The organism is Bradyrhizobium sp., assembly GCF_049519115.1.
Lineage (GTDB): Bacteria > Pseudomonadota > Alphaproteobacteria > Rhizobiales > Xanthobacteraceae > Bradyrhizobium.
This window is the reverse complement of the sequence record NZ_JBEKRB010000053.1, coordinates 1-23,177: the sequence shown is the minus strand read 5'-3', so window position 1 is coordinate 23,177 and position 23,177 is coordinate 1. Positions and strand designations below refer to the sequence as shown.

General features: G+C 61.5%; 17 protein-coding genes. 7 read left to right on the top strand and 10 right to left on the bottom strand.

Annotated elements, in window-relative coordinates:
- Nucleotides 1-101 precede the first annotated feature (101 nt).
- Nucleotides 102-698, top strand: a complete 597-nt coding sequence (locus ABSE61_RS29305; RefSeq protein WP_423874654.1) for a 2-hydroxychromene-2-carboxylate isomerase — start codon at nt 102-104, stop codon at nt 696-698.
- Nucleotides 699-869: 171 nt separating this feature from the next.
- Here ABSE61_RS29305 and ABSE61_RS29300 read toward each other — a convergent pair whose 3' ends face one another.
- The 8 genes from ABSE61_RS29300 to ABSE61_RS29265 form a co-directional block, all read right to left on the bottom strand.
- On the bottom strand, nt 870-2,291 hold the full coding sequence (locus ABSE61_RS29300; protein WP_423874653.1) for an amidase: 1,422 nt from the start codon (nt 2,289-2,291) through the stop codon (nt 870-872).
- An 18-nt stretch (nt 2,292-2,309) separates the two neighbouring features.
- Nucleotides 2,310-3,476 (bottom strand): M20 aminoacylase family protein, encoded by a 1,167-nt coding sequence (locus ABSE61_RS29295; RefSeq protein ID WP_423874652.1) that lies wholly within the window; start codon nt 3,474-3,476, stop codon nt 2,310-2,312.
- A 4-nt stretch (nt 3,477-3,480) separates the two neighbouring features.
- Nucleotides 3,481-5,016 carry a M81 family metallopeptidase gene (locus tag ABSE61_RS29290; RefSeq protein WP_423874651.1) on the bottom strand — a complete coding sequence of 512 codons (1,536 nt, stop codon included), beginning with the start codon at nt 5,014-5,016 and terminating at the stop codon, nt 3,481-3,483.
- A 92-nt stretch (nt 5,017-5,108) separates the two neighbouring features.
- On the bottom strand, nt 5,109-6,746 hold the full coding sequence (locus ABSE61_RS29285; protein WP_423874650.1) for an ABC transporter ATP-binding protein: 1,638 nt from the start codon (nt 6,744-6,746) through the stop codon (nt 5,109-5,111).
- The gene (locus ABSE61_RS29280; protein ID WP_423874649.1) at nt 6,743-7,627 is read right to left on the bottom strand and encodes an ABC transporter permease; all 885 of its coding nucleotides are present in this window, start codon (nt 7,625-7,627) and stop codon (nt 6,743-6,745) included. Before ABSE61_RS29280 ends, ABSE61_RS29285 begins: the two co-directional genes overlap by 4 nt.
- Nucleotides 7,628-7,634: 7 nt before the next feature.
- On the bottom strand, nt 7,635-8,576 hold the full coding sequence (locus tag ABSE61_RS29275; RefSeq protein ID WP_423874648.1) for an ABC transporter permease: 942 nt from the start codon (nt 8,574-8,576) through the stop codon (nt 7,635-7,637).
- 149 nt (nt 8,577-8,725) lie between these two features.
- Nucleotides 8,726-9,445: a DNA-3-methyladenine glycosylase I gene (locus ABSE61_RS29270; protein ID WP_423874647.1), complete on the bottom strand. Its 720-nt coding sequence runs from the start codon at nt 9,443-9,445 to the stop codon at nt 8,726-8,728.
- A 12-nt stretch (nt 9,446-9,457) separates the two neighbouring features.
- Nucleotides 9,458-10,588, bottom strand: coding sequence for a M20/M25/M40 family metallo-hydrolase (locus ABSE61_RS29265; RefSeq protein WP_423874646.1), 1,131 nt, complete (start codon nt 10,586-10,588; stop codon nt 9,458-9,460).
- Nucleotides 10,589-11,253: 665 nt separating this feature from the next.
- Here ABSE61_RS29265 and ABSE61_RS29260 point away from each other — a divergent pair.
- The 6 genes from ABSE61_RS29260 to ABSE61_RS29235 all read left to right on the top strand — a co-directional run bounded on the left by ABSE61_RS29260 (nt 11,254) and on the right by ABSE61_RS29235 (nt 21,426).
- Nucleotides 11,254-13,068, top strand: a complete 1,815-nt coding sequence (locus ABSE61_RS29260; RefSeq protein ID WP_423874645.1) for a phospholipase C — start codon at nt 11,254-11,256, stop codon at nt 13,066-13,068.
- Nucleotides 13,069-13,567: 499 nt separating this feature from the next.
- Nucleotides 13,568-15,346, top strand: a complete 1,779-nt coding sequence (locus ABSE61_RS29255) for a phospholipase C (protein ID WP_423874644.1) — start codon at nt 13,568-13,570, stop codon at nt 15,344-15,346.
- 202 nt (nt 15,347-15,548) lie between these two features.
- Nucleotides 15,549-17,357, top strand: coding sequence for a phospholipase C (locus tag ABSE61_RS29250; RefSeq protein ID WP_423874643.1), 1,809 nt, complete (start codon nt 15,549-15,551; stop codon nt 17,355-17,357).
- A gap of 17 nt (nt 17,358-17,374) precedes the next feature.
- Nucleotides 17,375-18,697: a cytochrome-c peroxidase gene (locus ABSE61_RS29245; RefSeq protein ID WP_423874670.1), complete on the top strand. Its 1,323-nt coding sequence runs from the start codon at nt 17,375-17,377 to the stop codon at nt 18,695-18,697.
- Between the two features lie 219 nt (nt 18,698-18,916).
- Nucleotides 18,917-20,518 carry an ABC transporter substrate-binding protein gene (locus ABSE61_RS29240; protein WP_423874642.1) on the top strand — a complete coding sequence of 534 codons (1,602 nt, stop codon included), beginning with the start codon at nt 18,917-18,919 and terminating at the stop codon, nt 20,516-20,518.
- Nucleotides 20,519-20,724: 206 nt separating this feature from the next.
- Nucleotides 20,725-21,426, top strand: coding sequence for a response regulator transcription factor (locus ABSE61_RS29235; RefSeq protein ID WP_423874641.1), 702 nt, complete (start codon nt 20,725-20,727; stop codon nt 21,424-21,426).
- A gap of 19 nt (nt 21,427-21,445) precedes the next feature.
- On the opposite strand, the gene ABSE61_RS29230 is transcribed toward ABSE61_RS29235, so the two are convergent.
- Complete coding sequence (locus ABSE61_RS29230; RefSeq protein WP_423874640.1) at nt 21,446-22,786, bottom strand: 4Fe-4S dicluster domain-containing protein; 1,341 nt, start codon at nt 22,784-22,786, stop codon at nt 21,446-21,448.
- Between the two features lie 157 nt (nt 22,787-22,943).
- The coding region (locus ABSE61_RS29225) for a hypothetical protein (RefSeq protein ID WP_423874639.1) at nt 22,944-23,177 on the bottom strand (234 nt) is incomplete at its 5' end.

Sequence of the window (23,177 nt, the reverse complement as noted above, 5' to 3'; positions counted from 1 at the left end):
AGCAATTCTGGGCGTGGGTCCCGCATCTGCGATGCAACACGAAGCGTTGCACCGCGTCCGGGACACGAGCGCCAAAGCAAAAGTGAACACAAGGATCCGCCATGATCGAGTTCTTCTTCGACTGTTCGAGCCCGTGGACTTACCTCGCCTTCCACAACATCCAGCCGCTCGCAAAGGAGTTCGACGAGGAAATCTCGTGGAGGCCGATTTTGGTCGGCGGCATCTTCAACACCATCAATCCGAGCGTCTACGCCAGGCGCGAACATCCTGTGCCGGCGAAAGTCGCCTACGACAAAAAGGACATCGCGGACTGGGCGCGCGTCTCCGGCCTGACCATCAAGATGCGGCCGACGGTGTTTCCGGTGAACAGTGTGAAAGCGATGCGCGGCTGTATTTTCCTCGGCAACGACATGCTGCCGTTCGCGCGCACCGCGTTCCAGATCTATTGGGGCGAGGATCAGGACATCTCGCAGGACGCGGTGCTGGCCGAAGTCTGCCAGCGCGCCGGCATCGATCCGAAAGCGTTCTTTGCCGGCATCGGCGATCAAAAGATAAAGGATCAGCTCAAGGCCAATACGGATGAGGTGATGGCGCGCGGCGGCTTCGGTTCGCCGACGATCTTTCTCGACAAGACGGATATGTATTTCGGCAACGACCGCCTGCCGCTGATTAGGGATGCGCTGACGCGGCGAAAATAATTGCTGTCATTCCGGGGCGATGCGCGGGATCGAACCTTGATGCGCAATTGCGCATCAGAGAATCCATTTCTCCGGGAACGCCCGTGACGCCATGGATTCCGGGCCTGCGCTTCCCGCGCAAAATGCTTCGCTATTTTGTCGCGACGGCGCATCCCGGAACGACGACCGGGGTTACGTTCTCGGCGGACTTGGCCAGGGCCGTTGTGGCCCGCGCAAGCTCTCAAACGCTTTCGCCATGCCGAGCACCCCGAGATCGTCGAAGCGGCGGCCGATGATTTGCACCCCGATCGGAAAGCCTTGCGGGTCATAGCCGCCGTTGATCGAGACGGCCGGATTTTCCGCCATGTTCCACGGCACGGTGTAGGTGATGTGCTCGAACGGCCGGTCCGGATCGTTCAAGGGGGCAGCGAGTTCGGCGGCGAATTTCACCACCGGCGAGACCGGCGAGATCACATAATCGATATCGCCGAAAAGTTTGGCGGCGGCCGCGCGGATCGCCATGGTGGCGTTAAAACCCCGGATCACGTCGACGCCGGATAGTTTCGCACCGGCTTCCGCCCAGTTGAGAATGTAGGGCAGGGTCTTGCCGCGCTCACCGGCGCTAAGTTTGGAAAGATCGTCCCAGAGACGCGCGCGCCAGAAGCTGTCGAGGCCGTCGAGCAGTTCGCGCGTCATGATGCCCTTGATATCACTGACGACGGCGCCTGCGCCCTCAAAGGCCTTTGCCGCCTTGACCACGACGTCGCGGACATCTTTCTCCAACGCCTGGCCAACGCCGGGGTCGAGCAGGAGCCCGATGCGCAGCTTGCGCGAGGGCTTGTCGAGCGTCTTCCAGTGGATGTCGTTGGGCGGCAGGCCCATGCCGTCGCGGCGGTCGGGCTTCGCCATCACGCTCATCATCAACGCGGCGTCGTCGACGGTGCGCGTCATCGGACCCGCGACGCGGCCGACATAGGGCGGATCGATCGGCACGCGCCCCAAGCTTGGCTTGAGCGCGACGAGGCCGCACCAGCACGCCGGCAGCCGCACCGAACCGCCGATATCGGTGCCAAGATGCAACGGGCCATAGCCGGCGGCGGCGGCCGCACCGGCGCCCGCGCTCGAGCCGCCGGGATTTTGGCGCAGGTCCCAGGGATTGCGGGTGAGGGGGTGAAAGCTCGACAGGCCGGACGACAACATGCCGAAATCCGGCATCGTGGTCTTGGAGAAGATGATGCTGCCTGCTTCCCGTAGCCGCGCGGCCGGCGGCGCATCGGCTTCGGCCGGGACGAGCTTGGTCGTCGCGGTCCCGAGCGGCACGGCGACGCCTTTGGTCGCGATATTGTCCTTGACGGTGACGGGGACGCCGTCGAGCGGCCCCATCGGCTCGCCGTTTTGCCAGCGCTCGGTCGAGGCCTTGGCGGCGGCGCGCGCGCCGTCCGGATCGAAGGCGTAGAGCGCCTTGATGTGAGGCTCCCACAGTGCGACATGCGTCAGCAAATCGTCGAGCACTTCGCTTGGCGAGAATTGCCGCGCGCGAAAACCCGCGATCATGTCGACGGCGCTGAGATCGTGCAGCGCCGTGACGGCGTCGGAAGCCTCTTCCTCGCTCATGGCCGCTCCTTAATCTTGCTAGCCGCCGGCCGGCAGGCGGGTCTCGACGATGCGCGCGAATAGGCTGGCGCCCACGGGCAAGATCTTGTCGTCGAGCGTATAGCCGGGATTGTGCACCGGCACCGATCCGTCATGGCCGAGCCAGAAATAGGCGCCGGGAACGGCGTGCAGCATGTCGGCGAAATCCTCGCTGCCCATCTTTGGCTTCGAGCGGATCAAGACCTTCGCGGGGTCCACCACCGTGCGCGCCACATCCGCAACCACCTTGCAGTGTTCTTCCCGGTTCACCAGCACGCTGAATATATCGCGGATATCGGCTTTGATTTCGACGTCAAAGGCAGCCGCCACGCCGGCACAAAGGCTGCGCATCCGTTCGCGGATCAACGTACGCACGTCGTCGGAGAAGGCGCGCACGGTGCCTGCGAGCTTGGCCTCGCCCGGGATCACGTTATAGGCAGAGCCCGCGTGAATTTGCGTGATCGAGAGCACGGCCGGTTCGTTCGGCGAGACGTTGCGGCTGACGATGGTTTGCAGCGCCTGGCCGAGTGTCATTGCAATGACGACCGGGTCCTTGGAGCGCTCGGGCATGGCGCCATGGGCACCGTAGCCGTCGATGGTGATGTCGAAGAAATCCGCGCCCGCCATCGCAGGTCCCGGCAGCACCGCGAGTTCGCCGTGATTGAGGTCCGGCGCGTTGTGCAGGCCGTAGATTTCGTCGCAGGGGAATTTTTCGAATAGTCCGTCCTTGATCATGGCACGCGCACCGCCGAGGCCTTCTTCGGCCGGCTGGAAGATGAAGTGGACGGTGCCGTCGAAATTGCGGGTCTCGGCGAGATAGCGCGCGGTGCCGAGCAGGATGGTGGTGTGGCCATCATGGCCGCAGCCGTGAAAGCGGCCGGGAATGGTCGAGCGCCATTTCAGGTTGGTGTTCTCTTCCATCGGCAGCGCGTCCATGTCGGCGCGCAACCCGATGCGTTTGCCGCCATGGCCCTTGCCCTTCAGCACGCCGACCACGCCGGTGCCGCCGAGCCCGCGATGCACCTCGACGCCCCACTGGGCGAGCTTCTCGGCGACAATGCCGGAGGTGCGAACCTCCTCGAAACCGATTTCGGGATGGGCGTGCAGGTCGCGCCGGATGGCGGTGAGTTCGTCGGCAAAACTCTCGATGCGGGGAATCGTGGGCATGTCGTTATCCGATAGCGGTGGAGTGAAGTTTCGAAGGATGGCGCGGGGCGAAAGCGGGACCATTCGGTTTAAGCCGAACGCCGGAACGCAGTTTGGTCCAGGGCAGTGAAGCGGGATCGGCGGGCATGGCGCCGGGAGCGGCGCAAATCAGCAGCTTTTCGGCAATCCGTTCGAAATCGGCGCGGAAATGCACCGAACTCTTGTTCACAAGGATTGCCTGTTCGGTCGGTTCAATCCCGACATAGCGGAACATCGCCTGATCCGCCAGCTGGGCCTTGTGTGAACTCACGACCACGCTGATGTCGCCGATCCGTAAAGCGGCCGACGGCCCCATGTCCATGTCGCGGCCGCCGAAATAGGGGCCAGGCGCCACGAACTTGCCGTCGGACAATTTCTCGATCGTAAACGTTGCCTCGAATGGCGCATCGCCCGGAATGCCGGACTTGCCGCCGAGTGCGAGCGTGACGGTCGCGCCGACGCCCGCATCATGCGCGGCCTTCGCCGACGCCGGATCGTAAATCGCGCCGATCGCCGCGCGCCTGGCGTTGTTGCGGACCAGCGCCCGCAGCATGCCGGTGGTGTCGGAATCGCCGCCGGCGCCGGGATTGTCCTGGGTGTCGGCAATGACGATAGGTTTGTGCGCGCTTTTCGAGAGCTCTATCGCGAGCCGCACGCCTTCGTCGGGTGTGTAGATACGGCCGTCGAAATCGCGCTCATGGCTTTCGATCAGATCGGCGAGCTGATCCACGGCAGCTTGCGCATCCTTTTTCGTTCGTCCATAGGCAAAGACGCTCGGGCCGCAATGGGCGAAATCCGCGGCCGGAAATCCCGGGCAGAATGAGAGCGTCGGCACGGCTTCGTTCTCCATCGCCGCGAGCTTTTCGTAGATGCCTTTGGTAGGGAAATCATTGGTGCATTGCCAGCTCAGGGGGATCAGGAACGGCAATTGCCGGAACGCCTTCTCGAAATGCTGGCCTTCGCGCAACAGCAAAGCCAGATGGCGCGCGGCGGCGCGGCCGGTGTCGGCCATGTCGACATGGGGGTAGGTGCAATAGGCAATCAGCGCGTCGGCGTGATGCACCATGTCGGGCGTGACGTTGGCGTGCAGGTCGAGGCTGACGACGAGCGGCAGTCTGTCGCCGATCACCTCGCGCACCCGGCGCAAGATTTCGCCTTCGCCGTCGTCGAAATGCTCAGCTACCATGGCGCCATGCAGGTCGAGATAGACCGCGTCGAGCGGGAGAGAACTTTTGATACCGTCGACGATCACGTCAGCGATACGTTCATAGGCGTCTTTTGTGACATGGGCGCAGGGGCTGGCGGCGGCGAAAATCGTCGGCACCAGCTCCCAGGCGTGCATCTCGGCTTCGCCGATGAAGCCGGCGAGGCCAACATTGATATTGCGTATCGTCTTGAGGACGTCGGTGCCTTGCGTCATCGCGGGCCAGCCGCCGCCATGGACGAAATCAGCGTAGGCTGCCTTCGTCGGCGCGAAGGTATTGGTTTCGTGCAAAAGGCCGCCGACGGCGATGCGGACCATGCGTCTGTCTCAGTGGAGTACGTTTCCGCGCGACGTTAGACCCAAGCCGTCGAAAGCCGCAAGCAAGGAGGCACTTACATTATGCATGCTTGCTAGGCTGTTGCGTCCGCAGTCACCGGCCGAAAATTGGCGAAATCCCAGCCGCGTCCGGGTGCCGCGTCAAGCAAGGCGCGGGTATAGGCCTGCCGTGGTTTCGTCAGCACTTGCGCGGCCGGTCCCTGTTCGACGATCCGGCCGTGCTGCATGACCGCGACATCGTCGCAGATTTGCGCGGCGACGCGCAGATCATGGGTGATGAACAGGATCGCAACCCCGAGCCGCGCCTGAATCTGGTCGAGCAGTTCCAGCACTTGCGCCTGAACCGAGACATCGAGGGCGGAAACGGCCTCATCCGCTACCATCACGTCGGGATCGAGCGCGAGTGCCCGCGCGATCGCAATGCGCTGACGTTGCCCGCCGGAAAATTGATGCGGAAACCGCGCGACGGAATCCGGCGCCAGACCGACCAGTTCAAGCAGTTCGCGCGCCCTCGCCAGCGCCTTGGAGCGGGGCGTGCCGTAGTTGATCGGTCCCTCGGCGATGGTCTCGCCGATGGTGATGCGCGGATTGAGCGAGCGATAAGGGTCCTGGAACACGATCTGGATTTTCTTGCGGTGGGGCTGCAACAGGTTTCGTGACAGGTCGGAGATGTCGCGATTGCCGAGGTGAACGGTGCCGGAGGTCGGGTCGATCAGGCGAACGATACAGCGCGCCACCGTCGATTTGCCGGACCCGCTTTCGCCGACGATGCCGAGCGTGCGGCCCTTGCGCAGCTTGAGCGTCACGTCCTGCGCCGCCGCAACTTCGCGGGGTCGTCCGAACATCGAGCGCTCGCGATAGACTTTCGACAGCCCGTTGGTCTCGAGCACGATCGGCTCGCGCGATTCCGGGCGCGGGGGGCGCGGCACCAGGGAAGGCACCGACGAGAGAAGATTGCGGGTATATTCCGCCTTGGGTGCGCGCAGGATGGTCTGAAGCGATCCGGTTTCGACCAGTTTCCCCTGCCGCATCACGGCGACGCGGTCGGCGATTTCGGCGACCACCCCCATGTCATGGGTGATAAAGAGCACGGCCGTGCCGTGATCGCGTTGCAGGTCGCGGATCAGGGCCAGGATCTGTTTTTGCGTGGTGACATCGAGTGCGGTGGTCGGTTCGTCCGCGATCAGCAATTTCGGCTCTAGCACCAGCGCCATCGCGATCATGATGCGCTGCCGCTGTCCGCCGGAAAGACGATGCGGATAGGAAGCAAAAACCCGCTCGACGTCGGGCAGCCGCACCTGTTCCATCATGTCGAGGATGCGCCGGCGCCGCGCGCGGGCGTCGAGCTTTGTGTGGGTGCGCAAGACCTCGTCGATCTGGCTGCCGACCGGAACCACCGGGTTGAGCGCGGTCATCGGCTCCTGGAAGATCATCGCCATGGTGGTGGCGCGCAATTGCCTGAAGCGGCGCTCGGGGGTCCCGATCAGTTCTTCGCCCGCGAGTTGTATGTGGCCGCCGGTCGCCGTCAGCGAACCCGTTGGCAGCAAGCCCATCACGGCAAGCGAGGTGACGGATTTGCCCGATCCGCTTTCGCCGACCAGGCACAGGGTCTCGCGCTCACGGACCTCAAGCGAGACGTCATCGATGATGCGCGTGCCACCTTGGCCGAGACCGACGACGAGATTTTCGATTGAAAGGACAAGGGAGGTCATTGGCCGCCTCCGCGTTGTTTCAGGCGCGGGTCGAGCGCGTCGCGCGCCGCATCGCCGATCAGATTGACGGAAAGAATGGTGATCGAAAGCACCAGCCCCGGCCAGAAAATCAAGGATGGCTTGATCTGAAAAAAGCTGCGGCCCTCCGCCATGATGTTGCCCCAGGTCGGCGTCTCCGGGCTGGTGCCGGCGCCAAGAAACGACAGGATCGCTTCGGTCAAAATCGCCGAGGCGCAAACATAGGTGCCTTGCACGATCAGCGGCGCGATCGTGTTCGGCATCAAGTGCCGCCACATGATTTTCGGCAGCGATGAGCCCAGCGAAATGGCGGCCTCGACATAGGGTTCGCCACGCGACGAGAGAACGACGGAGCGCACCAGCCGTGCGACACGCGGAATCTCGGGAAGGGTGATGGCGACCATCACCGTCATCAGGCTCGCGCCGGAGAGCGACACCACGGCGATCGCCAGCAGGATGCTCGGGATTGCCATCAACCCGTCCATGATCCGCATCATGACGGCGTCGATCCATTTGAAGAAGCCGGAGACCAGTCCGATGAGGAGTCCGATACCGATGCTGAAAATCGCGGTACCGAGTCCGATCAGGAGCGAGGTCCGCCCGCCATAGAGAATGCGCGACAGCACATCGCGGCCGTAACCGTCGGTGCCGAGCCAGAATTGCGCGCTGGCGGGTTTGAGCCGCTGGGCGGGGACGAGCAGGAGCGGATCGTGCGGCGCGAGCCAGGGTGCGGCGATTGCTGATGCGATGACTAGAGCGAGGCAGACCGCGGCGGCGGTGATGATGGGTGTTGAGGTGAGAAATGCTCCCCGCCAGGATGTGGTGATCGGGATTGTCGGTTGGGGAAGCGTCTCGACCGCCATTCGAACCTCAGTAACGAATTCGCGGATCGAGCAGGGTATAGGCAACGTCGATCAGAAGGTTGACGCCGAGATAGACAGCCGAGGTCAACAGGATCAGGCCCTGAATTACCGGATAATCGCGCGACAGTACGGCATCGACGGTGAGGCGGCCGATACCGGGCAGATTGAAGACGCTTTCGGTGACGACAACGCCGGAAATCAACAACGCAAAGCCGGTGCCGATGACGGTAATGACCGGGACGGCGGCGTTGCGCAGGCCGTGACGCAACAGCACGCCGGCTTCGCTGATGCCTTTGGCGCGCGCGGTGCGCACATAATCCTCGCTCAGCACATCGAGCATCGAGGCGCGGGTCATGCGCGCGATCAGCGCGACATAGATGAAGGAGAGGCTGACGGTCGGCAGGATCAGCCGTTCGAAGAACGGCCCGAAGCCGTTTGCGATGCTGCGATATCCCTGCACCGGCAGCCAGCGCAGGTCGATGGCGAAAATCTGGATCAGCACATAGCCGATCACGAATACTGGAACGGAGAAGCCGACCACCGACAATCCCATGACGAAACGGTCGATCGAGGTGCCGCGCTTCCAGGCGGCGATCACCCCGAGCGGTACCGCGACCAGCACCGAAAGCACGATGGTCGCGATCGCAACCGCGATCGAAGGCTCGATGCGCTGGCCGATCAGTTTCAACACCGGCTGGTTGGAAGAGAGCGAGGTGCCGAGGTCGCCGTGCAGGAGACTGCCGACCCAGGTGAAGAACTGGGTGTAAAGCGGCTGATTGAGACCGAGCGAGACACGGATGCGCTCCAGCTGTTCGGGCGTGGCATTATCGCCGGCAAGGATCGCCGCGGGATCGCCCGGCGTCAGCCGCAACAGCAGGAACACGAACAGCGCCACCACGCCCATCACGGGAACGGCGGCAAGCACACGGCGCAGGAGATATCCGAGCATGGCGTCTCTTAGCTTGTTACGCTGTCATTGCGAGGAGCGAAGCGACGAAGCAATCCAGAAGTCTTTGGAGACACTCTGGATTGCTTCGCTGGCGCTCGCAATGACGGCGTTAGTCGTAGCTGCAAACCCCATGCCATGGCGGCAAGCCGCTAGGGGTGTTCCATGCGGTTCTCGCCGATCGACATCGCGCAAATCCGTGAGAGGTGCACGTAGGGCAGGCCAGTTTCGGTTGCCCAGGCATTGAATTGCGCCTGCACCTTGGCGAGGTCGCCTTTCGACTTCACCTCCGCTGCCACGTCGAGCCCGGCATCGCGCAGACAGGCGACGACATCTTGCGAGGTGACAAAACCGTCCCAGCCGATGAAGCGCAAAAACATCTGGCCGGTGTTGCCGCCGAGGCGGCTGCCGCGTTTGGCGAGCAGATCGAGCAGGCCGATTTGGTCGGAGGAGGGCCACTTGGCCAGGAATTTTCCGAAGCTGCCATGTTCCTTTGCGATCTCCTGCATGAAGGCGGCATTCTCGCGAACCGAAGCAATCTTGGCGCCGTTGCGCACAATGCGTGTGTCGGACAACAGTGCGTCCCAGAAATCGTCAGGCTGGAAAACCAGTTTGGCAGGCTTGAAGCCAAGAAAGGCCTTCTCGAAGTCCGGCCATTTGTTTTCGATGACGCTCCAGGCAAAGCCCGCGGAAAACACCCGCTGCGTCATTTCCGCGAGAACACGATCATTGCTGAGCTTTGCCAGCGCCTTCATGTCGGGTTTCCCAGGCAAAAGCTTTTCGAGCGCCTTGGCGCCGCCCTTGCGCTTTTCGGCCCGCGCGCGAATGGGTTTGAAGGGGATTGCGCGGGAAGGACTCGATGCTTTTGCCAAAGGGGTGCGCTCTCAAGTCAGCGTGGCCAAAAGACCCGCCATCAGGCGGCCGCGCTCGGCGAGGCTGTCGACTTCGATGTGTTCGTTGAGGGTGTGCGCATCAGCGCCACGGACGCCCAGGCCGTCCAGCGTCGGAATTCCCAAGGCGCCGGTGAAGTTGCCGTCCGAGCCGCCGCCGGCGCTGCCATGCGGAAGGTCGAGCCCCATCGAAGCCGCGACGCCGCGTGCCTTGTCGTAGAGCGCCAGCGTGCCGGCATCCGGCTCCCATACCGGACGCGTCACACCCCGCGTCACCTTGAACGTCACGTCGTTGGAGGTGCCTGACAGCGCCAGCATCCGCTCGATGCCGCGGTCGAGGTCGGCCTGACGCTTGGCCATGCTCAGCGCTTCGCCGGTGCAGGTGGCGGCGACGCAATTGACCCATTGGCCGCCATGCACAATGCCGACACTGAAGGTGCAATCCTCCGATGTCATGCCGTCGATCACCAGGATCTGACGCGCCATCTCGCGGATCGCCGACCGTCCCGAAGACAAGGTGGCGCCGGCATGGCTCGGCCGCCCCGTGGCTTCCAGATTGAACCGCGCGATCGCATAACGGCCGGTGACGACGCCGTTGTTGGGCCGGCCGGGTTCGGGCACCAGGACATATTTGTTGCGCCTAGCTTCGGCCTCGATCAGATCGCGCGCCGACGGCGTGCCGACTTCCTCGTCCGGGGTAAACAGCACGGTAATCGGAAGCGGTGTGGCAATAGTAGCGCGCGCCAGTTGCCGGATCGCCTCCAGCGCAAGGTAATTGCCGCCTTTCATGTCGAAGATACCGGGCCCGTAGCATTTGTTGCCGTCGCGTCGCCATTTCAGCTTCTCGATGGTGCCTATTGAATGAACGGTGTCGAGGTGGCCGGCGATCAGGATGCCGGGCTCACTCTGCTTCGCGTGGGGAAATTTCGCCCGTACGCAGCCGCCAAATCCCAATCGCCCGGCGACCAGTTCAATCGACGCACCCATGATCGCCATTTCGCGGGCGGCGAGATCGAGCATGCGATTGACGGCGGCGGCGTCCCAGGTCGGACTTTCGCTTTCGACCCAGGCGCGCAAGCCCGCAAGCATGGTCTCGGAATCGAAGGGAAGGTGGGTCGGGTTCATCCAAGGCTCCCGATTTGAAAGGGATAATTCGACGGAGGAAAGCACAGTTTGGCTTAGAAAAAGGATCGATGACAGCTTTGTAAAGCCAAACCTGGCGAAACAAACGTCGTCCTATTCGCCCGCTGGAGGCCTTGGGCCGAACCAGGCTCGATACCGGGGCTCGATTTTCATCTCTGCCGGACCGATTCGGTCCAGCCAATGCACCGCGCGAACCAAGCCACACAGTTGCAGCTTTCGAAAAAGTACGCGCGCAACAGGCCTAAGTGTCACGTCTCCTTCGCAGACACATGCTTATGTTGGCCAACAATGTTGGTAACATTGTTATGGACATTGTTAGTGACATATTATGTTGTCGACATTGTCGACAACATAAGAAGTGTTGCGATGATGCGGGCAAATTTTTTTTAGGTTGAATGCGCATGAGCTGATCGCTGTTGGAAAGCAAACGCGAAACGCTTTCCCAGCTGAGAAAATAACTTTTCCTCTCGTGGTTTAGCAGACGATGCAGCGAAGAGGGCAATCTGGCGGCGCGTGATGCACCGCGTTCGTTGATGTTGGTGGAGACGCGAACCTGATCGGTTCGACGTCAAACCGACACATGCCCGTCATTGACGCTGCTTATCCGTCCCCGCGCTCTACCACTCCTTCTTTGCTCTGGGGAAAAGATGAAAAATCTGAAGCTCAAATCCGCTTTGCTATCTTCGGCTGCGCTGATCGCTGTAGCCGCTGTGACGACAAGCGGTTCGGTCGCTGGCAACAACCTCGCCTCCGAACTCGCTCCGGGTGTTAACCTGATCGACAGCGTCGTCGACAACGCCAAGAACAAGGCGCCGACCGTCACGGCGAATACGCTGCCGACGAAAACGCCGATCAAGCACCTTGTGGTCGTCTTCAACGAGAACCGGTCGTTCGATCATTACTTCGGCACCTATCCGAATGCGTTGAACCCGGAAGGCGAGCCGCTTTTCGAACCCGCCAAGAACACGCAACGCGACATCAACAATCTGTTGTCGAGCCCGGCGCTGCTGGACAACAACCCGAACGCAAATCCCAACGTGGTCCCCTCCAACGGTGCGACCGTCACCCAACCCTCCAACGGCGTGAATGCGGCCAATCCGTTCCGTATCGACCGTACCCAGGCCGACACGGCCGGCCAGAACCATTCCTATGGTCCTGAGCAAAAGGCCTATGACGCCGGCAAGAACGATCTCTTCCCGCTCGACGTCGGCAACGGCACCACCGGCGGCGCTGGCGCCTTCGGCACCAAGGGCCAGGTCATGGGCTTCTTCGACGGCAACACCGTCACCGCTTACTGGAACTACGCCCAGAACTACGCGATGAGCGACAATGCCTGGGGTGACGCTTTTGGTCCATCGACCCCCGGTCTGCTTGAAATGTTCGCTGGCCAGACCAACGGCATCGTGCCGGGCGTGGGCACGAGCGGCAACGAGCTTGCGGACGGACAGGGTGGCATCACGCTGGTCGGCGACGTCGATCCGACCTTTGACGTGTGCTCGCCCGGGACGTCGGTCTCCTCGACCGCCAAGAACATCGGCGACCTGCTCAACGCGGCCAACATTCCCTGGGGTTCGTTCGTCGGTGGTTTCAACCTGCAGACCATCAACGACAACGGCTCCACGGGTTGCGCGGGCGTGAACAGCCAGGGCGCATTGGCTACCAACGCAGGGCGCAGCCACGTCAGCCCGGTTACGGGTCGAACCGTCAACGATTACGTCCAGCACCACATCTGGTTCCAGTACTTCACCTCGACGGCCAACCCGACCCACCTCCGTCCGACCTCGACGGCGGCGATCGGCTTCACTAACGTGCCCGGCACCAAGAAGGTTGATCCGGCGAACCACGCCTACGACCTGAACGACTTCTTCACGGCGGTCGGCTCCGGCAATTATCCGGCGGTTTCCTTCGTCAAGATGGAAGCTTACCAGGACGAGCACCCGGGCAACTCGAACTCGCTTGATGCGCAGACCGGCTTCGTCACATTGGTCAACTTCCTGCAGCAGCAGCCGGACTGGGATTCGACCGCTGTCATCCTCAACTATGATGACTCGGACGGCTGGTACGACCACGCCTTCGCCAAGACGACGCAAGGTTCGTTCTCGGCGCAGGATGCGTTGAACGCCCCCGGTCAGTGCGGCGTCCCCGGCGTCACCCCCGTGCCGAACGGCGTCAAGGGTCTGCCGGTCGCCGGCCGCTGCGGTCCGGGTACGCGCTTGCCGTTCCTGGTGATCTCGCCCTACGCCAAACAGAACTACGTCAGCCACGTGTTCATCACCCAGGCCTCGATCCCGCAATTCATCGAGGACAACTGGCTGGGCAGCGAGCGTCTTGGCGGCGGCTCGTTCGATGCCACGACCGGTTCGATCATGGACATGTTCGACTTCACGCAGAAGAAGTCGACGAAGCTGATCCTCGATCCGACCTTCGGCACCGTGGATAGCTCGACCAAGATCAAGAACTAATCCGGATAGTGGTCCAATGGCGCCGGCCTTCCGGCCGGCGCCGTCAGCTCACAAGAAGGATCGATGACAAATTTGCAAAGTCAAATTTTTGCAAAGGAAGTGTCATCTTGTTTCTCGGTTGAAGCAAAGACGCCGGAAGCGGAGGAGGCGGCACTTCCGGTCTTTTATTTTGTCCAACGGTGCAGGTGGACAAAATAAAAGATCGCAGCAGTAAGCCTGCGATTGATGTGGAAAAATTTTTTTGGAGTTGCGTGCAGATGATCTGATCGCTGTTGGAAAGCAAACACGCTTTCACGGCTGAGAAAATAACTTTTCTCTCTCGTGGCTTAGCAAGCGATGTGACGAGAAGGGCAACGCAGCGGCGCATGATGCGCCGGGATTGTTGGTGTCGGAGGAGGCGCGAACCTGTTTGGTTTGACGTCAAACCGACACATGCCCGTCATTGACGCTGCTTATCCGTCCCGGCGCTCTACCACTCCTTCTTTGCTCTGGGGAAAAGATGAAAAATCCGAAGCTCAAATCCGTTTTGCTGTCTACGGCCGCGCTGATCACTGTCGCCGCCACTTTCACATCAACCGGTTCGGTTGCTGGCAACAGCCTCCTGACCGAACTTGCCCCGGTCATCAGCCTCGTTGAGGAGGTCGCCTCCACCGGCAAAAACAAGACGACAACGGTCACGGCGGACACGCTGACGACCAAGACGCCGATCAAGCACCTTGTGGTCGTCTTCAACGAAAACCGTTCGTTCGATCATTATTTCGGCACCTATCCGAACGCGCTGAACGTTGAAGGCGAGCCCCGTTTCGAGCCTGCCAAGAACACACCGACGCAGATCAACAATCTGTTGTCGAGCCCGACTCTGCTGGACAACAACCCGAACGCGAACCCGAACGTGGTGCCCTCAAACGGCGCTATCGTGACCGAACCCACCAACGGCGCCAATGCGACCAATCCGTTCCGCATCGACCGTACGCAGGCCGACACCGCCGGTCAGAATCACAGCTATACGCCGGAACAATCGGCTTACGATAACGGCAAGAACGACCTGTTCCCGTTTGACACCGGCAACGGCACCGCGGGCGGCGCCGGCGCTTTCGGCACCAAGGGCCAGGTGATGGGCTATTTCGACGGCAACACCGTCACCGCGTACTGGAACTACGCCCAGAATTTCGCGATGAGCGACAACGCCTGGACTGACGACTTTGGTCCGTCGACCCCCGGCGCGATCAACATGTTCTCCGGCACCACCAACGGCGCTGTGATTCCGGCGGGTCTCAGCGCAAGCACGATTGCTGACAGCCAGGGCGGCCTCACGCTGATCAACGACACCGATCCGGCTGGTGACGTCTGCTCGAGCAAGACGGCGCAGGTTCAGATGACGAGCAAGAACATCGGCGATCTGCTCAACGCGGCGAATATCCCATGGGGTTCGTTCGTCGGTGGTTTCAACCTGCAAACCATCAACGACAACGGCTCGACCGGTTGTTCGCGCAGCCACGTCAGCGAGGTTACCGGCAGAACCAACACGGACTACGTCCCGCATCACATCTGGTTCCAGTATTACGCCTCGACCGCCAACCCGACCCACGCCCGTCCGACCTCGACGGCGGCGATTGGCTACACCACTGTCCCAGGCAAGAAGACCGTCGATCCGGCCAACCATGGCTATGACCTGAACGACTTCACGGCAGCAGTTGGATCGGGCAACTTCCCGGCGGTTTCCTTCATCAAGATGGAATCGTACCAGGATGAGCATCCCGGCAACTCCAACTCGCTCGATGCGCAGACCGGCTTCGTTACGTTGGTCAACTTCCTGATGCAGCAGCCCGACTGGGATTCGACCGCTGTGATCCTCGCCTACGACGACTCCGACGGCTGGGCCGACCACGCCTCCGGGATGACGCATGGTTCGTTCTCGAGCTCCGACACGTTGACCGCCCCCGGTCAGTGCGGCGTCCCCGGCGTCACCCCCGTAGCCAACGGCGTCAAGGGTCTGCCGGTTGCGGGTCGCTGCGGTCCGGGTACCCGCACCCCGTTCCTGGTGATCTCGCCCTACGCCAAGCAGAACTACGTCAGCCACGTGCAGATCACGCAGGCCTCGATCCCGCAATTCATCGAGGACAACTGGCTGGGCAGCGAGCGTATCGGCGGTGGTTCGTTCGATGCCACGACCGGTTCGATCATGGACATGTTCGACTTCACGCAGAAGAAGTCGGTCAAGCTGGTCCTCGATCCGACCTCCGGCCTCATCGACGAGACGACAAAGATCAAGAACTGAGCGAATGTTACGTCATCCAATCGTGTGACCCCTCGGCGCCGGCCTTTTGGCCGGCGCCGTTTTGCGTCGCCCACCCGCAAACGTGATCGGCAACCGTGGACGAAGCGGTTTTGAAGTCAAACCTACACATACCTGTCACCGAGGTTCCCTATCTGTCTCCCCGCACGGCTCAAAATGGTTTTGAGAGGCAATGGGGAAAAAGATGAAACATCTGAAGCTGAAGTCAGCTTTGCTATCGACGGCTGCGCTGATCGCCGTCGCCGCCACTTTCACGTCGACCGGTTCGGTTGCCGGCAACAACCGTGCGAGCGAACTCGCTCCGGTTCTCAGCCTGATCGAAGATGCGGCCGCTACCTCCGGCAAGACGGCTTCCGTCACCGCGGACACGCTGCCGACCAAGACCCCGATCAAGCATCTCATCGTGGTTTTCAACGAGAACCGCTCGTTCGATCATTATTTCGGGACCTATCCGAACGCGTTGAATGTCGAAGGCGAGCCGGCTTTCGAGCCCGCCAAGAACACGCCGACGGTCGTCAACAATCTTTTGACCAGCCCGGCGCTGCTCGACAACAACCCGAACCTCAATCCAGCCAACGGCACCGGCGCTTCCAATCCGTTCCGTCTCGACCGCACGCAGGCCAACACGGCCGACCAGAACCACGGCTATACGCCCGAGCAGCTGGCCTTTGACGGCGGCAAGCTTGACCTCTTCCCGAAGGACGTCGGCGCGGGCACCACCGGCGGCGCCGCAGGCTTCGGCACCAAAGCCCAGGTGATGGGCTTCTTCGACGGCAACACGGTCACAGGTTTGTGGAACTACGCCCAGAATTTTGCGATGAGCGACAATTCCTGGAGCGATACTTTTGGTCCGTCGACCCCTGGCGCGCTTGAAATGTTCTCAGGGCAAACCAACGGCGCGACGTTCCCTGCTGTCCCTGCCGGCACTCCTGTCTCGGTTATCGCTGCGGAACTGACTGCGGCCGACGCCGGGGTCCTGAACAGCGATGGCAGCTTCACGTTGACCGGCGACGTTGATCCGTTCGGCGACGCGTGCTCAAGTCCGAGTGCTCAAGTCCAGATGACGAGCAAGAACATCGGCGACCTGCTCAACGCGGCCAATATTCCGTGGGGTTCGTTCGTCGGTGGTTTCAACCTGCAAACCATCAACGACAATGGCTCGACCGGTTGCGGCCGCAGCAGCATTTCGGCTGTTAACGGCGGCACGCACGGCGATTATGTTCCGCACCACATCTGGTTCCAGTACTTCGCATCGACGGCTAATCCGACCCACGCCCGCCCGACCTCGACCAAGGCGATCGGCTTCACCAAGGTCCCGGGCAAGAACACGGTCGATCCGGCCAACCATGCCTACGACCTGAACGACTTCACTGCGGCGGTCGGATCCGGCAACTTCCCGGCGGTGTCCTTCATCAAGATGGCATCGTTCCAGGATGATCACCCCGGTAACTCCAATCCGCTGGATGCGCAGACGGGCCTGGTCAACCTGATCAACTTCCTTCAGCAGCAGCCGGACTGGAACTCGACCGCTGTGATCCTAGCCTATGACGACTCGGACGGCTGGTACGATCACGCCTTCGCTGACCCGATCCATGGGTCGTTCTCGGCGACCCCGATCCCGGGCACGGGCGCTCCGGCTATCGATATTGATGCGCTGAACGGCAACGGTAACTGCGGCACACCAGGTGTCACCCCCGTCCCCAATGGCCTCAGAGGTGAGCCTGTCAACGGACGTTGCGGTCCCGGCATGCGCCAGCCCTTCATGGTGATCTCGCCTTACGCCAAGAAGAACTATGTCAGCCACGTGTTCATCACGCAGGCCTCGATCCCGCAATTCATCGAGGACAACTGGCTGAACGGTGAGCGTCTCGGCGGTGGCTCCTTCGATGCCACGACCGGTTCGATCATGGACATGTTCGACTTCACTCAGAAGCCCACCCGGAAGCTGGTTCTCGATCCGACTTCCGGCACCGTGGACAGCAAGACCAACTGAAACCGAGAGTGAGTGAGATGTTCAATCGCACGGTCGTGTGGTTCCTCGGCGCCGGCCTTCTAGCCGGCGCCGCCTTCGCTGCCGAGCCGCAAAAGCTGCCTGGCGAAAATCCGAATCCAGTTCATCTGGTTCGTCCCTCCGTCCAGCCGCTCTCCGCGATGGCGAGGCTGGGGAAGGACATCTTCTTCGACACCACCCTGTCGTCGTCAGGCAAGATGGCTTGCGCGTCGTGTCACAGTCCGGATCACGCCTATGGTCCGCCGAACGATGCCTCCGTGATGCTCGGCGGACCCACGCTGACCTTGCCGGGCATGCGCGCTGTTCCGTCGCTGACTTACCTCGAACGCCAGCCCGAATTCAGCATCGGCCCCGATGATACGGCGAACGAGAACGTCGACCTGGTGCAGCAGGCCGAGGCCGGCAAGACCGCGGCGCGCGTCGACAAGATCGCGACGCAGACCGCGCAAAGCGCCAATATCGTTCCGCAGGGCGGCCTGTTCTGGGACGGCCGCGCCCATACTCTTCAGATCCAGGCGGAAGGTCCGCTGCTCGACCCGCGCGAGATGGACGGCGGCAGCCTCGAGATCATCGCCGAGAAACTGCGCAATGCGCCATACGCGAAGAAGTTTGCCGCCTTGTTCGGCGAGAGGATTTTCAAGAATACAAAGCTCTTGACGGCCGAGGCGTTGTTTGCGGTCGGGCGCTACCAGATCGAGGAGCCGAGCTTCCATCCCTATACCAGCAAGTATGATTACTGGCTGGAGGGCAAAGCGCGCCTGAGCGAGGCTGAATTGCGCGGCCTTCGCCTGTTCAATGATCCCCAGAAAGCCAATTGCGCCGGCTGCCATACGGCCGAGCCAAGCCGGGACGGACGGCCGCCAATGTTCACCGACACGCAGTACGAAGCGCTGGGTGCGCCGCGTAGTCTTGCGCTCGCCGACACCAAGGATCCCAACTATTTCGATCTCGGCGTTTGCGGTCCGGTTCGCAAGGATATCGCCGACCAGACGCAATTCTGCGGCATGTTCAAGACGCCGACCCTGCGCAACACCGCCGTGCGCCACACCTTCCTGCACAACGGCGTGTTTCACACCTTGCGGGAGGTGATGGACTTTTACAATTTCCGCGACACGAACCCGGAGAAGGTCTATCCGGTCGGCGACGACGGCAAAGTGCAGAAGTACAACGACATCCCGGCGCAGTACCACGCCAATGTCGATGTGACCGATCCTCCGTTCAACCGCCATCCCGGCGAAACGCCGGCGATGACGGCACAGGACGAGACCGACATCATCGCGTTCCTGCAAACCCTGAACGACGGCTACAAGCCGGAACAGTGAAGCTGACAGCATCAGGTAAATGGCAACGGACGTGTGAGACGTCCGTTGCCATTTGCGTTTCGCCGAAGGCGGTTCACGCGCGAAATCCAATTGACGCGCCGCGCGGCGGGTGCAAGTCTCAAATAATAGAGGAGTTACAGCACGTTACTGCTGCCAAATCACGCAGTAAATGCACAGCGACTGACCGGCCGTGCCCGATTTCACGTCAGGAGACACACCATGTTCCGGAATTTGCAGCTGTTTCCAAAGCCGCGCGTGAATCGTTCCGTGATGACGGCGTTGGTGCTCGCGCTGGCCGCGATGCCTGCATCGGCCAAAACCATCACCGCGGTGATGCATTCCGACCTGCGCGTGATCGATCCCGGTTTCACCACCGCCTATATCACCCGCGACCACGGCTACATGGTCTACGACACGCTGTTGGCCGAAGACTCGAGCTTCAAGATCCAGCCGCAGATGGCGGACTGGAAAGTCTCCGACGACAAACTGACCTACACCTTCACGCTGCGCGACGGATTGAAATGGCATGACGGTCTGCCTGTGACGGCGGAGGATTGCGTTGCTTCGCTCAAGCGCTGGGGCCGCAACGACGGCATGGGCCAGAAGCTGATGGATTTCACCGCCAGCCTGGAAGCGACCGATGAGAAGACCATCACGCTGAAGCTCAAGGAGCCTTACGGCCTCGTGCTGGAATCGATCGGCAAGCCGTCCTCGCTCGTTCCCTTCATGATGCCCAGGCGCATGGCGGAAACTCCGCCCGGCCAGCAGATCAAGGAGCAGATCGGCTCGGGCCCGTTCAAATTTGTGGCGGCCGAGTTCCAGCCCGGCGTCAAGGCGGTCTACGTCAAGAACGCCGATTACGTGCCGCGCAAGGAGCCGCCGAGCTGGACCTCGGGCGGCAAAGTGGTGAAGGTCGATCGCGTCGAGTGGATCACGATGCCGGACGCGCAGACCGCGGTGAACGCGTTGCAGTCGGGCGATATCGATTTCATGGAAAATCCGCCCTGGGATCTGTTACCGGTTCTCGGCGGCAACAGGGAACTGAAGATCGAGACGCTGAACAAGCTCGGCTTTCAGACGCTCGGCCGGATGAACTTCCTGTATCCGCCCTTCGACAATCCCAAGATACGCCGCGCGGCGTTTCTGGCGATGAACCAGAAGGACGTGCTCGACGCGCTGGTCGGCAATGCCGATTATTACCGGATCTGCGGGGCCATCTTTGTCTGCGGCACGCCGCTCGCATCCGATATAGGCGCCGAGACGCTGGTGCAGGGCAACGGCATGGCGGAAGCGAAAAAGCTGCTCGCTGAATCCGGCTATGACGGCACACCTGTCGTGGTGATGGCGCCGGGCGATGTGGTGACGCTGAAGGCCCAGCCGATCGTGGCGGCACAATTGCTGCGCGATGCCGGCTTCAAGGTCGATGTGCAGGCGACCGACTGGCAGACCGTCGTGACCCGCCGCGCCAGCCAGAAATCGCCGAAGGAGGGCGGATGGAATATGTTCTTCACCAACTGGGTGGGCGCGGACGTCGTCAATCCCGTCGTTAATGTCTCGATCAGCGGCAAGGGCAAGAACGGCGGCTGGTTCGGCTGGCCGGACGATCCCAAGATGGAGGCGATGCGCGATGTGTTTGCGCGCGCTTCCTCGCCCGAAGAGCAGAAGAAACTCGCCGACCAGATCCAGAAGGAGAATTACGACCAGGCGATCTACATTCCGCTTGGCCAATTTCTCACCCCGAGCGCCTGGCGCACCTCGCTCGAAGGCGTGCTCGACGGTCCGGCAACGCCGATCTTCTGGAATATCGACAAGGCCGAGTAAGAAGGATCAGCCCCTCAGCGCGGCAGCGGCTGATCGGCGACATTCCATTGACGACAACGTCGCGCGCCTTCGCGGCATTGAACGCGAGGTGTGCAAGCGGGATTTTGCAACCCGCTCGGCCATCTTCTAAAAAATTCTTAAGTTTTAGTCATGTGAGCAACACTCCATCCTTTCCAGGCGCTTTGTCCTGAGGGGGAGGAAGTCACTTGAGCAAGGGACCTTCGGTCCCCGCCTGGACCGTATTGCTTGTCGAGGACGAGATCGAACTCGCGAACGAAATCAAGGCGGAACTCGAGCGAAACGGCTATCTCGTGCACCCGGTTTCCATCGCCGAAGTGGCGGATATCGCCCGGACGAATGGTGCCGCGATGCTGATCCTTGACCGAATGCTTTACGGCGTGGACAGCCTGCGCACGCTGCAAGATCTGCGCAGGAAGGGCATCAAAATTCCGGTGCTGGTGATCTCGGTGCTGTCGTCCGTTGATGAAATTGCCCAAGGCCTGAGAGCAGGAGCAAACGACTATCTCGCAAAGCCTTTCTATATGGTGGAGCTTGTCGCCAGGGTAGAGGCGCTGCTGCGCCGCCTTGGCGACGTTCGTACAACGAGATTAAGCGTCGACGATCTCGAGGTGGATCTGATCGAGCAGACGGCCTTTCGCGGCGGCAAGAAAATCGATCTGCTGCCACGTGAGCTCAAGCTTCTGGAATATTTCCTTCGTCACGCCGGCCAGGTCGTCACACGGGAGATGCTGCTGAAGGACTTGTGGCAGCATGATCCTGGAATTGAGACCAATGTTGTTGATGCCCACATCAGCAATTTGCGCAGGAAGATTGACGACCATGGCTTGCCGTCGCGGATCGCCAATATGCGCGGGATCGGCTATATGCTGCGCGCCCGCGCGCCTTGATGTCCGAGATCGCTGGCCGTCAGGTCAATCGCTCTCCCGCCTGCAACGGCAGCGGCTGGTCGGCGAGCATACCCTTGATCACGACGTCGCGCGCTTTGGCGGCATCGATCGCGTGATGGGCGAGCAGGTCGGCGCAGTCGGCGACGATTTGATCGGCGTCCTGCATCATCTTCAGTTCCTTGTAGCGATCGTGCCGCTTCAACCCCATGCTCTCGCCGACCAGCTCCAACAGGTTGACGATGCGGAACGGCCAGTCCCGCTCATGCGCGCAGAGTTCGCGATGTTCGGAATGGTAGACGGTCACGAGCGCATCGATGCCGGCGTTGCGGGCGGCTTCAAGTTCGTTCAGCGTCAGCTCGCGCTTGAATTCGGGCAATACGCTGAGATTGACGCCCTGCAAGCCGAGGGCTGGCTGTTTCAGGTCGACGATCGTGATGCCGGGAATCGCGCCCAGGATTTTCGTCGCCGCCTCCATCACACCGGCGACGCCGGGGTGACGATGCAAAGCGACCCGCATCGGAACAGCCTCGTGCAAATGCGGTGTGAGCTGGTCGAGCCGTTGCCCAAGGAAACGCATGAACGGCGTCATCTCGAACGGGCGCGCGCCGCGCTGGCGTTCGAGCGCGGGCAGGGTGGTTTCGGTGTACTGGACATAGCAACTCGGACACCAGGAGATCACTTCGCCTGATTTGGAGTGCGACAGCTTATCGATGCTGTTGGTTCCCATCCGTCCGGACATTTCGAGGTCGCCCGGCCGCATCTGCACGACGCCGCAGCAATGGCTTGGGCCACCCATCACCTGATAGCCGATGCCGAGTGTATCCATGATGTCGAGGGCGAGCAGCGCGATATGCGGCGTCTTGAGCACGTTGCAGCCGGTGTAGAACACGAAATCCGGTGGCTCGCCCGGTGCGGCGGCCGCGGCCGATTTCTGGCCGAGCCGCGCCAGCACCTCATCGTTGACTTGAAGCTGCGACAGCACCGATACATCGCGTCCGAGATCTCGGTATTTCTCCAGGCCCTGGCGTCGCCGCGCCGGCAGATCGTGATTAGCTTTGGCAGTCGCGACGCGCGCCATGGCGAGCAGAAAACGCGGATTGACGCCTTCGTCGCACGCCGTAATGCATTCGCCGCTGAGCGTGCAGGCCTGGGCCCATTTACGCGATGCGTCGGGCCCCTGGCCGTCGCGAAGGATATCGAGGATGCCGCCGATGATATCCGCCGGCGCTGTGTCCGCAAGCCCTGCCGGCTTCACGCTCGGACAGGCCTCGACGCATTTGCCGCAGCGGGTGCAGGCATCGACCATCTCGTCGACGCGCGTTTGCACGGCCGTTTCGAAGGAGATGTTGTCGAGCTGCATGTCGGGCTCCTCGGCCGGCGCGGCGGCGCATCATTGACGCCACGACGAAAGTCTAGTGGTCCGATTCTAACATTTACATCCCGGAGAGGCACGCACTTTGCAAATGTTAGAATCAAAAGACCACTAGCACGGAAGCGTAAATGGCGACCTTTGCAGGTTAGGGAAGTGGAATATTGACGCTCCCGATGGTCCGCAGGCCGATCTGGAGCATGAACGCGTGGCCAAGGATGGGCGGGGAGGTCGTGGTGGCATAGGAGTAGGACGTGACGTAGTTGGCGGCGAGCACGAAGCAGTCGTCGACATAGCCGGCGCCGACGACGTACTGGTTGATCTGGTTGGCGACCAGATCCCAGCGGGCCGCGCCTTGAGCAACCCAGTTGTTGGCGATCTT

Coding starts and splice junctions, on each gene's coding strand:
- ABSE61_RS29305 (WP_423874654.1), top strand. CDS start 102: ATGATCGAGTTCTTCTTCGACTGTTCGAGCCCGTGGACTTACCTCGCC.
- ABSE61_RS29300 (WP_423874653.1), bottom strand. CDS start 2,291: ATGAGCGAGGAAGAGGCTTCCGACGCCGTCACGGCGCTGCACGATCTC.
- ABSE61_RS29295 (WP_423874652.1), bottom strand. CDS start 3,476: ATGCCCACGATTCCCCGCATCGAGAGTTTTGCCGACGAACTCACCGCC.
- ABSE61_RS29290 (WP_423874651.1), bottom strand. CDS start 5,016: ATGGTCCGCATCGCCGTCGGCGGCCTTTTGCACGAAACCAATACCTTC.
- ABSE61_RS29285 (WP_423874650.1), bottom strand. CDS start 6,746: ATGACCTCCCTTGTCCTTTCAATCGAAAATCTCGTCGTCGGTCTCGGC.
- ABSE61_RS29280 (WP_423874649.1), bottom strand. CDS start 7,627: ATGGCGGTCGAGACGCTTCCCCAACCGACAATCCCGATCACCACATCC.
- ABSE61_RS29275 (WP_423874648.1), bottom strand. CDS start 8,576: ATGCTCGGATATCTCCTGCGCCGTGTGCTTGCCGCCGTTCCCGTGATG.
- ABSE61_RS29265 (WP_423874646.1), bottom strand. CDS start 10,588: ATGAACCCGACCCACCTTCCCTTCGATTCCGAGACCATGCTTGCGGGC.
- ABSE61_RS29260 (WP_423874645.1), top strand. CDS start 11,254: ATGAAAAATCTGAAGCTCAAATCCGCTTTGCTATCTTCGGCTGCGCTG.
- ABSE61_RS29255 (WP_423874644.1), top strand. CDS start 13,568: ATGAAAAATCCGAAGCTCAAATCCGTTTTGCTGTCTACGGCCGCGCTG.
- ABSE61_RS29250 (WP_423874643.1), top strand. CDS start 15,549: ATGAAACATCTGAAGCTGAAGTCAGCTTTGCTATCGACGGCTGCGCTG.
- ABSE61_RS29245 (WP_423874670.1), top strand. CDS start 17,375: ATGTTCAATCGCACGGTCGTGTGGTTCCTCGGCGCCGGCCTTCTAGCC.
- ABSE61_RS29240 (WP_423874642.1), top strand. CDS start 18,917: ATGTTCCGGAATTTGCAGCTGTTTCCAAAGCCGCGCGTGAATCGTTCC.
- ABSE61_RS29230 (WP_423874640.1), bottom strand. CDS start 22,786: ATGCAGCTCGACAACATCTCCTTCGAAACGGCCGTGCAAACGCGCGTC.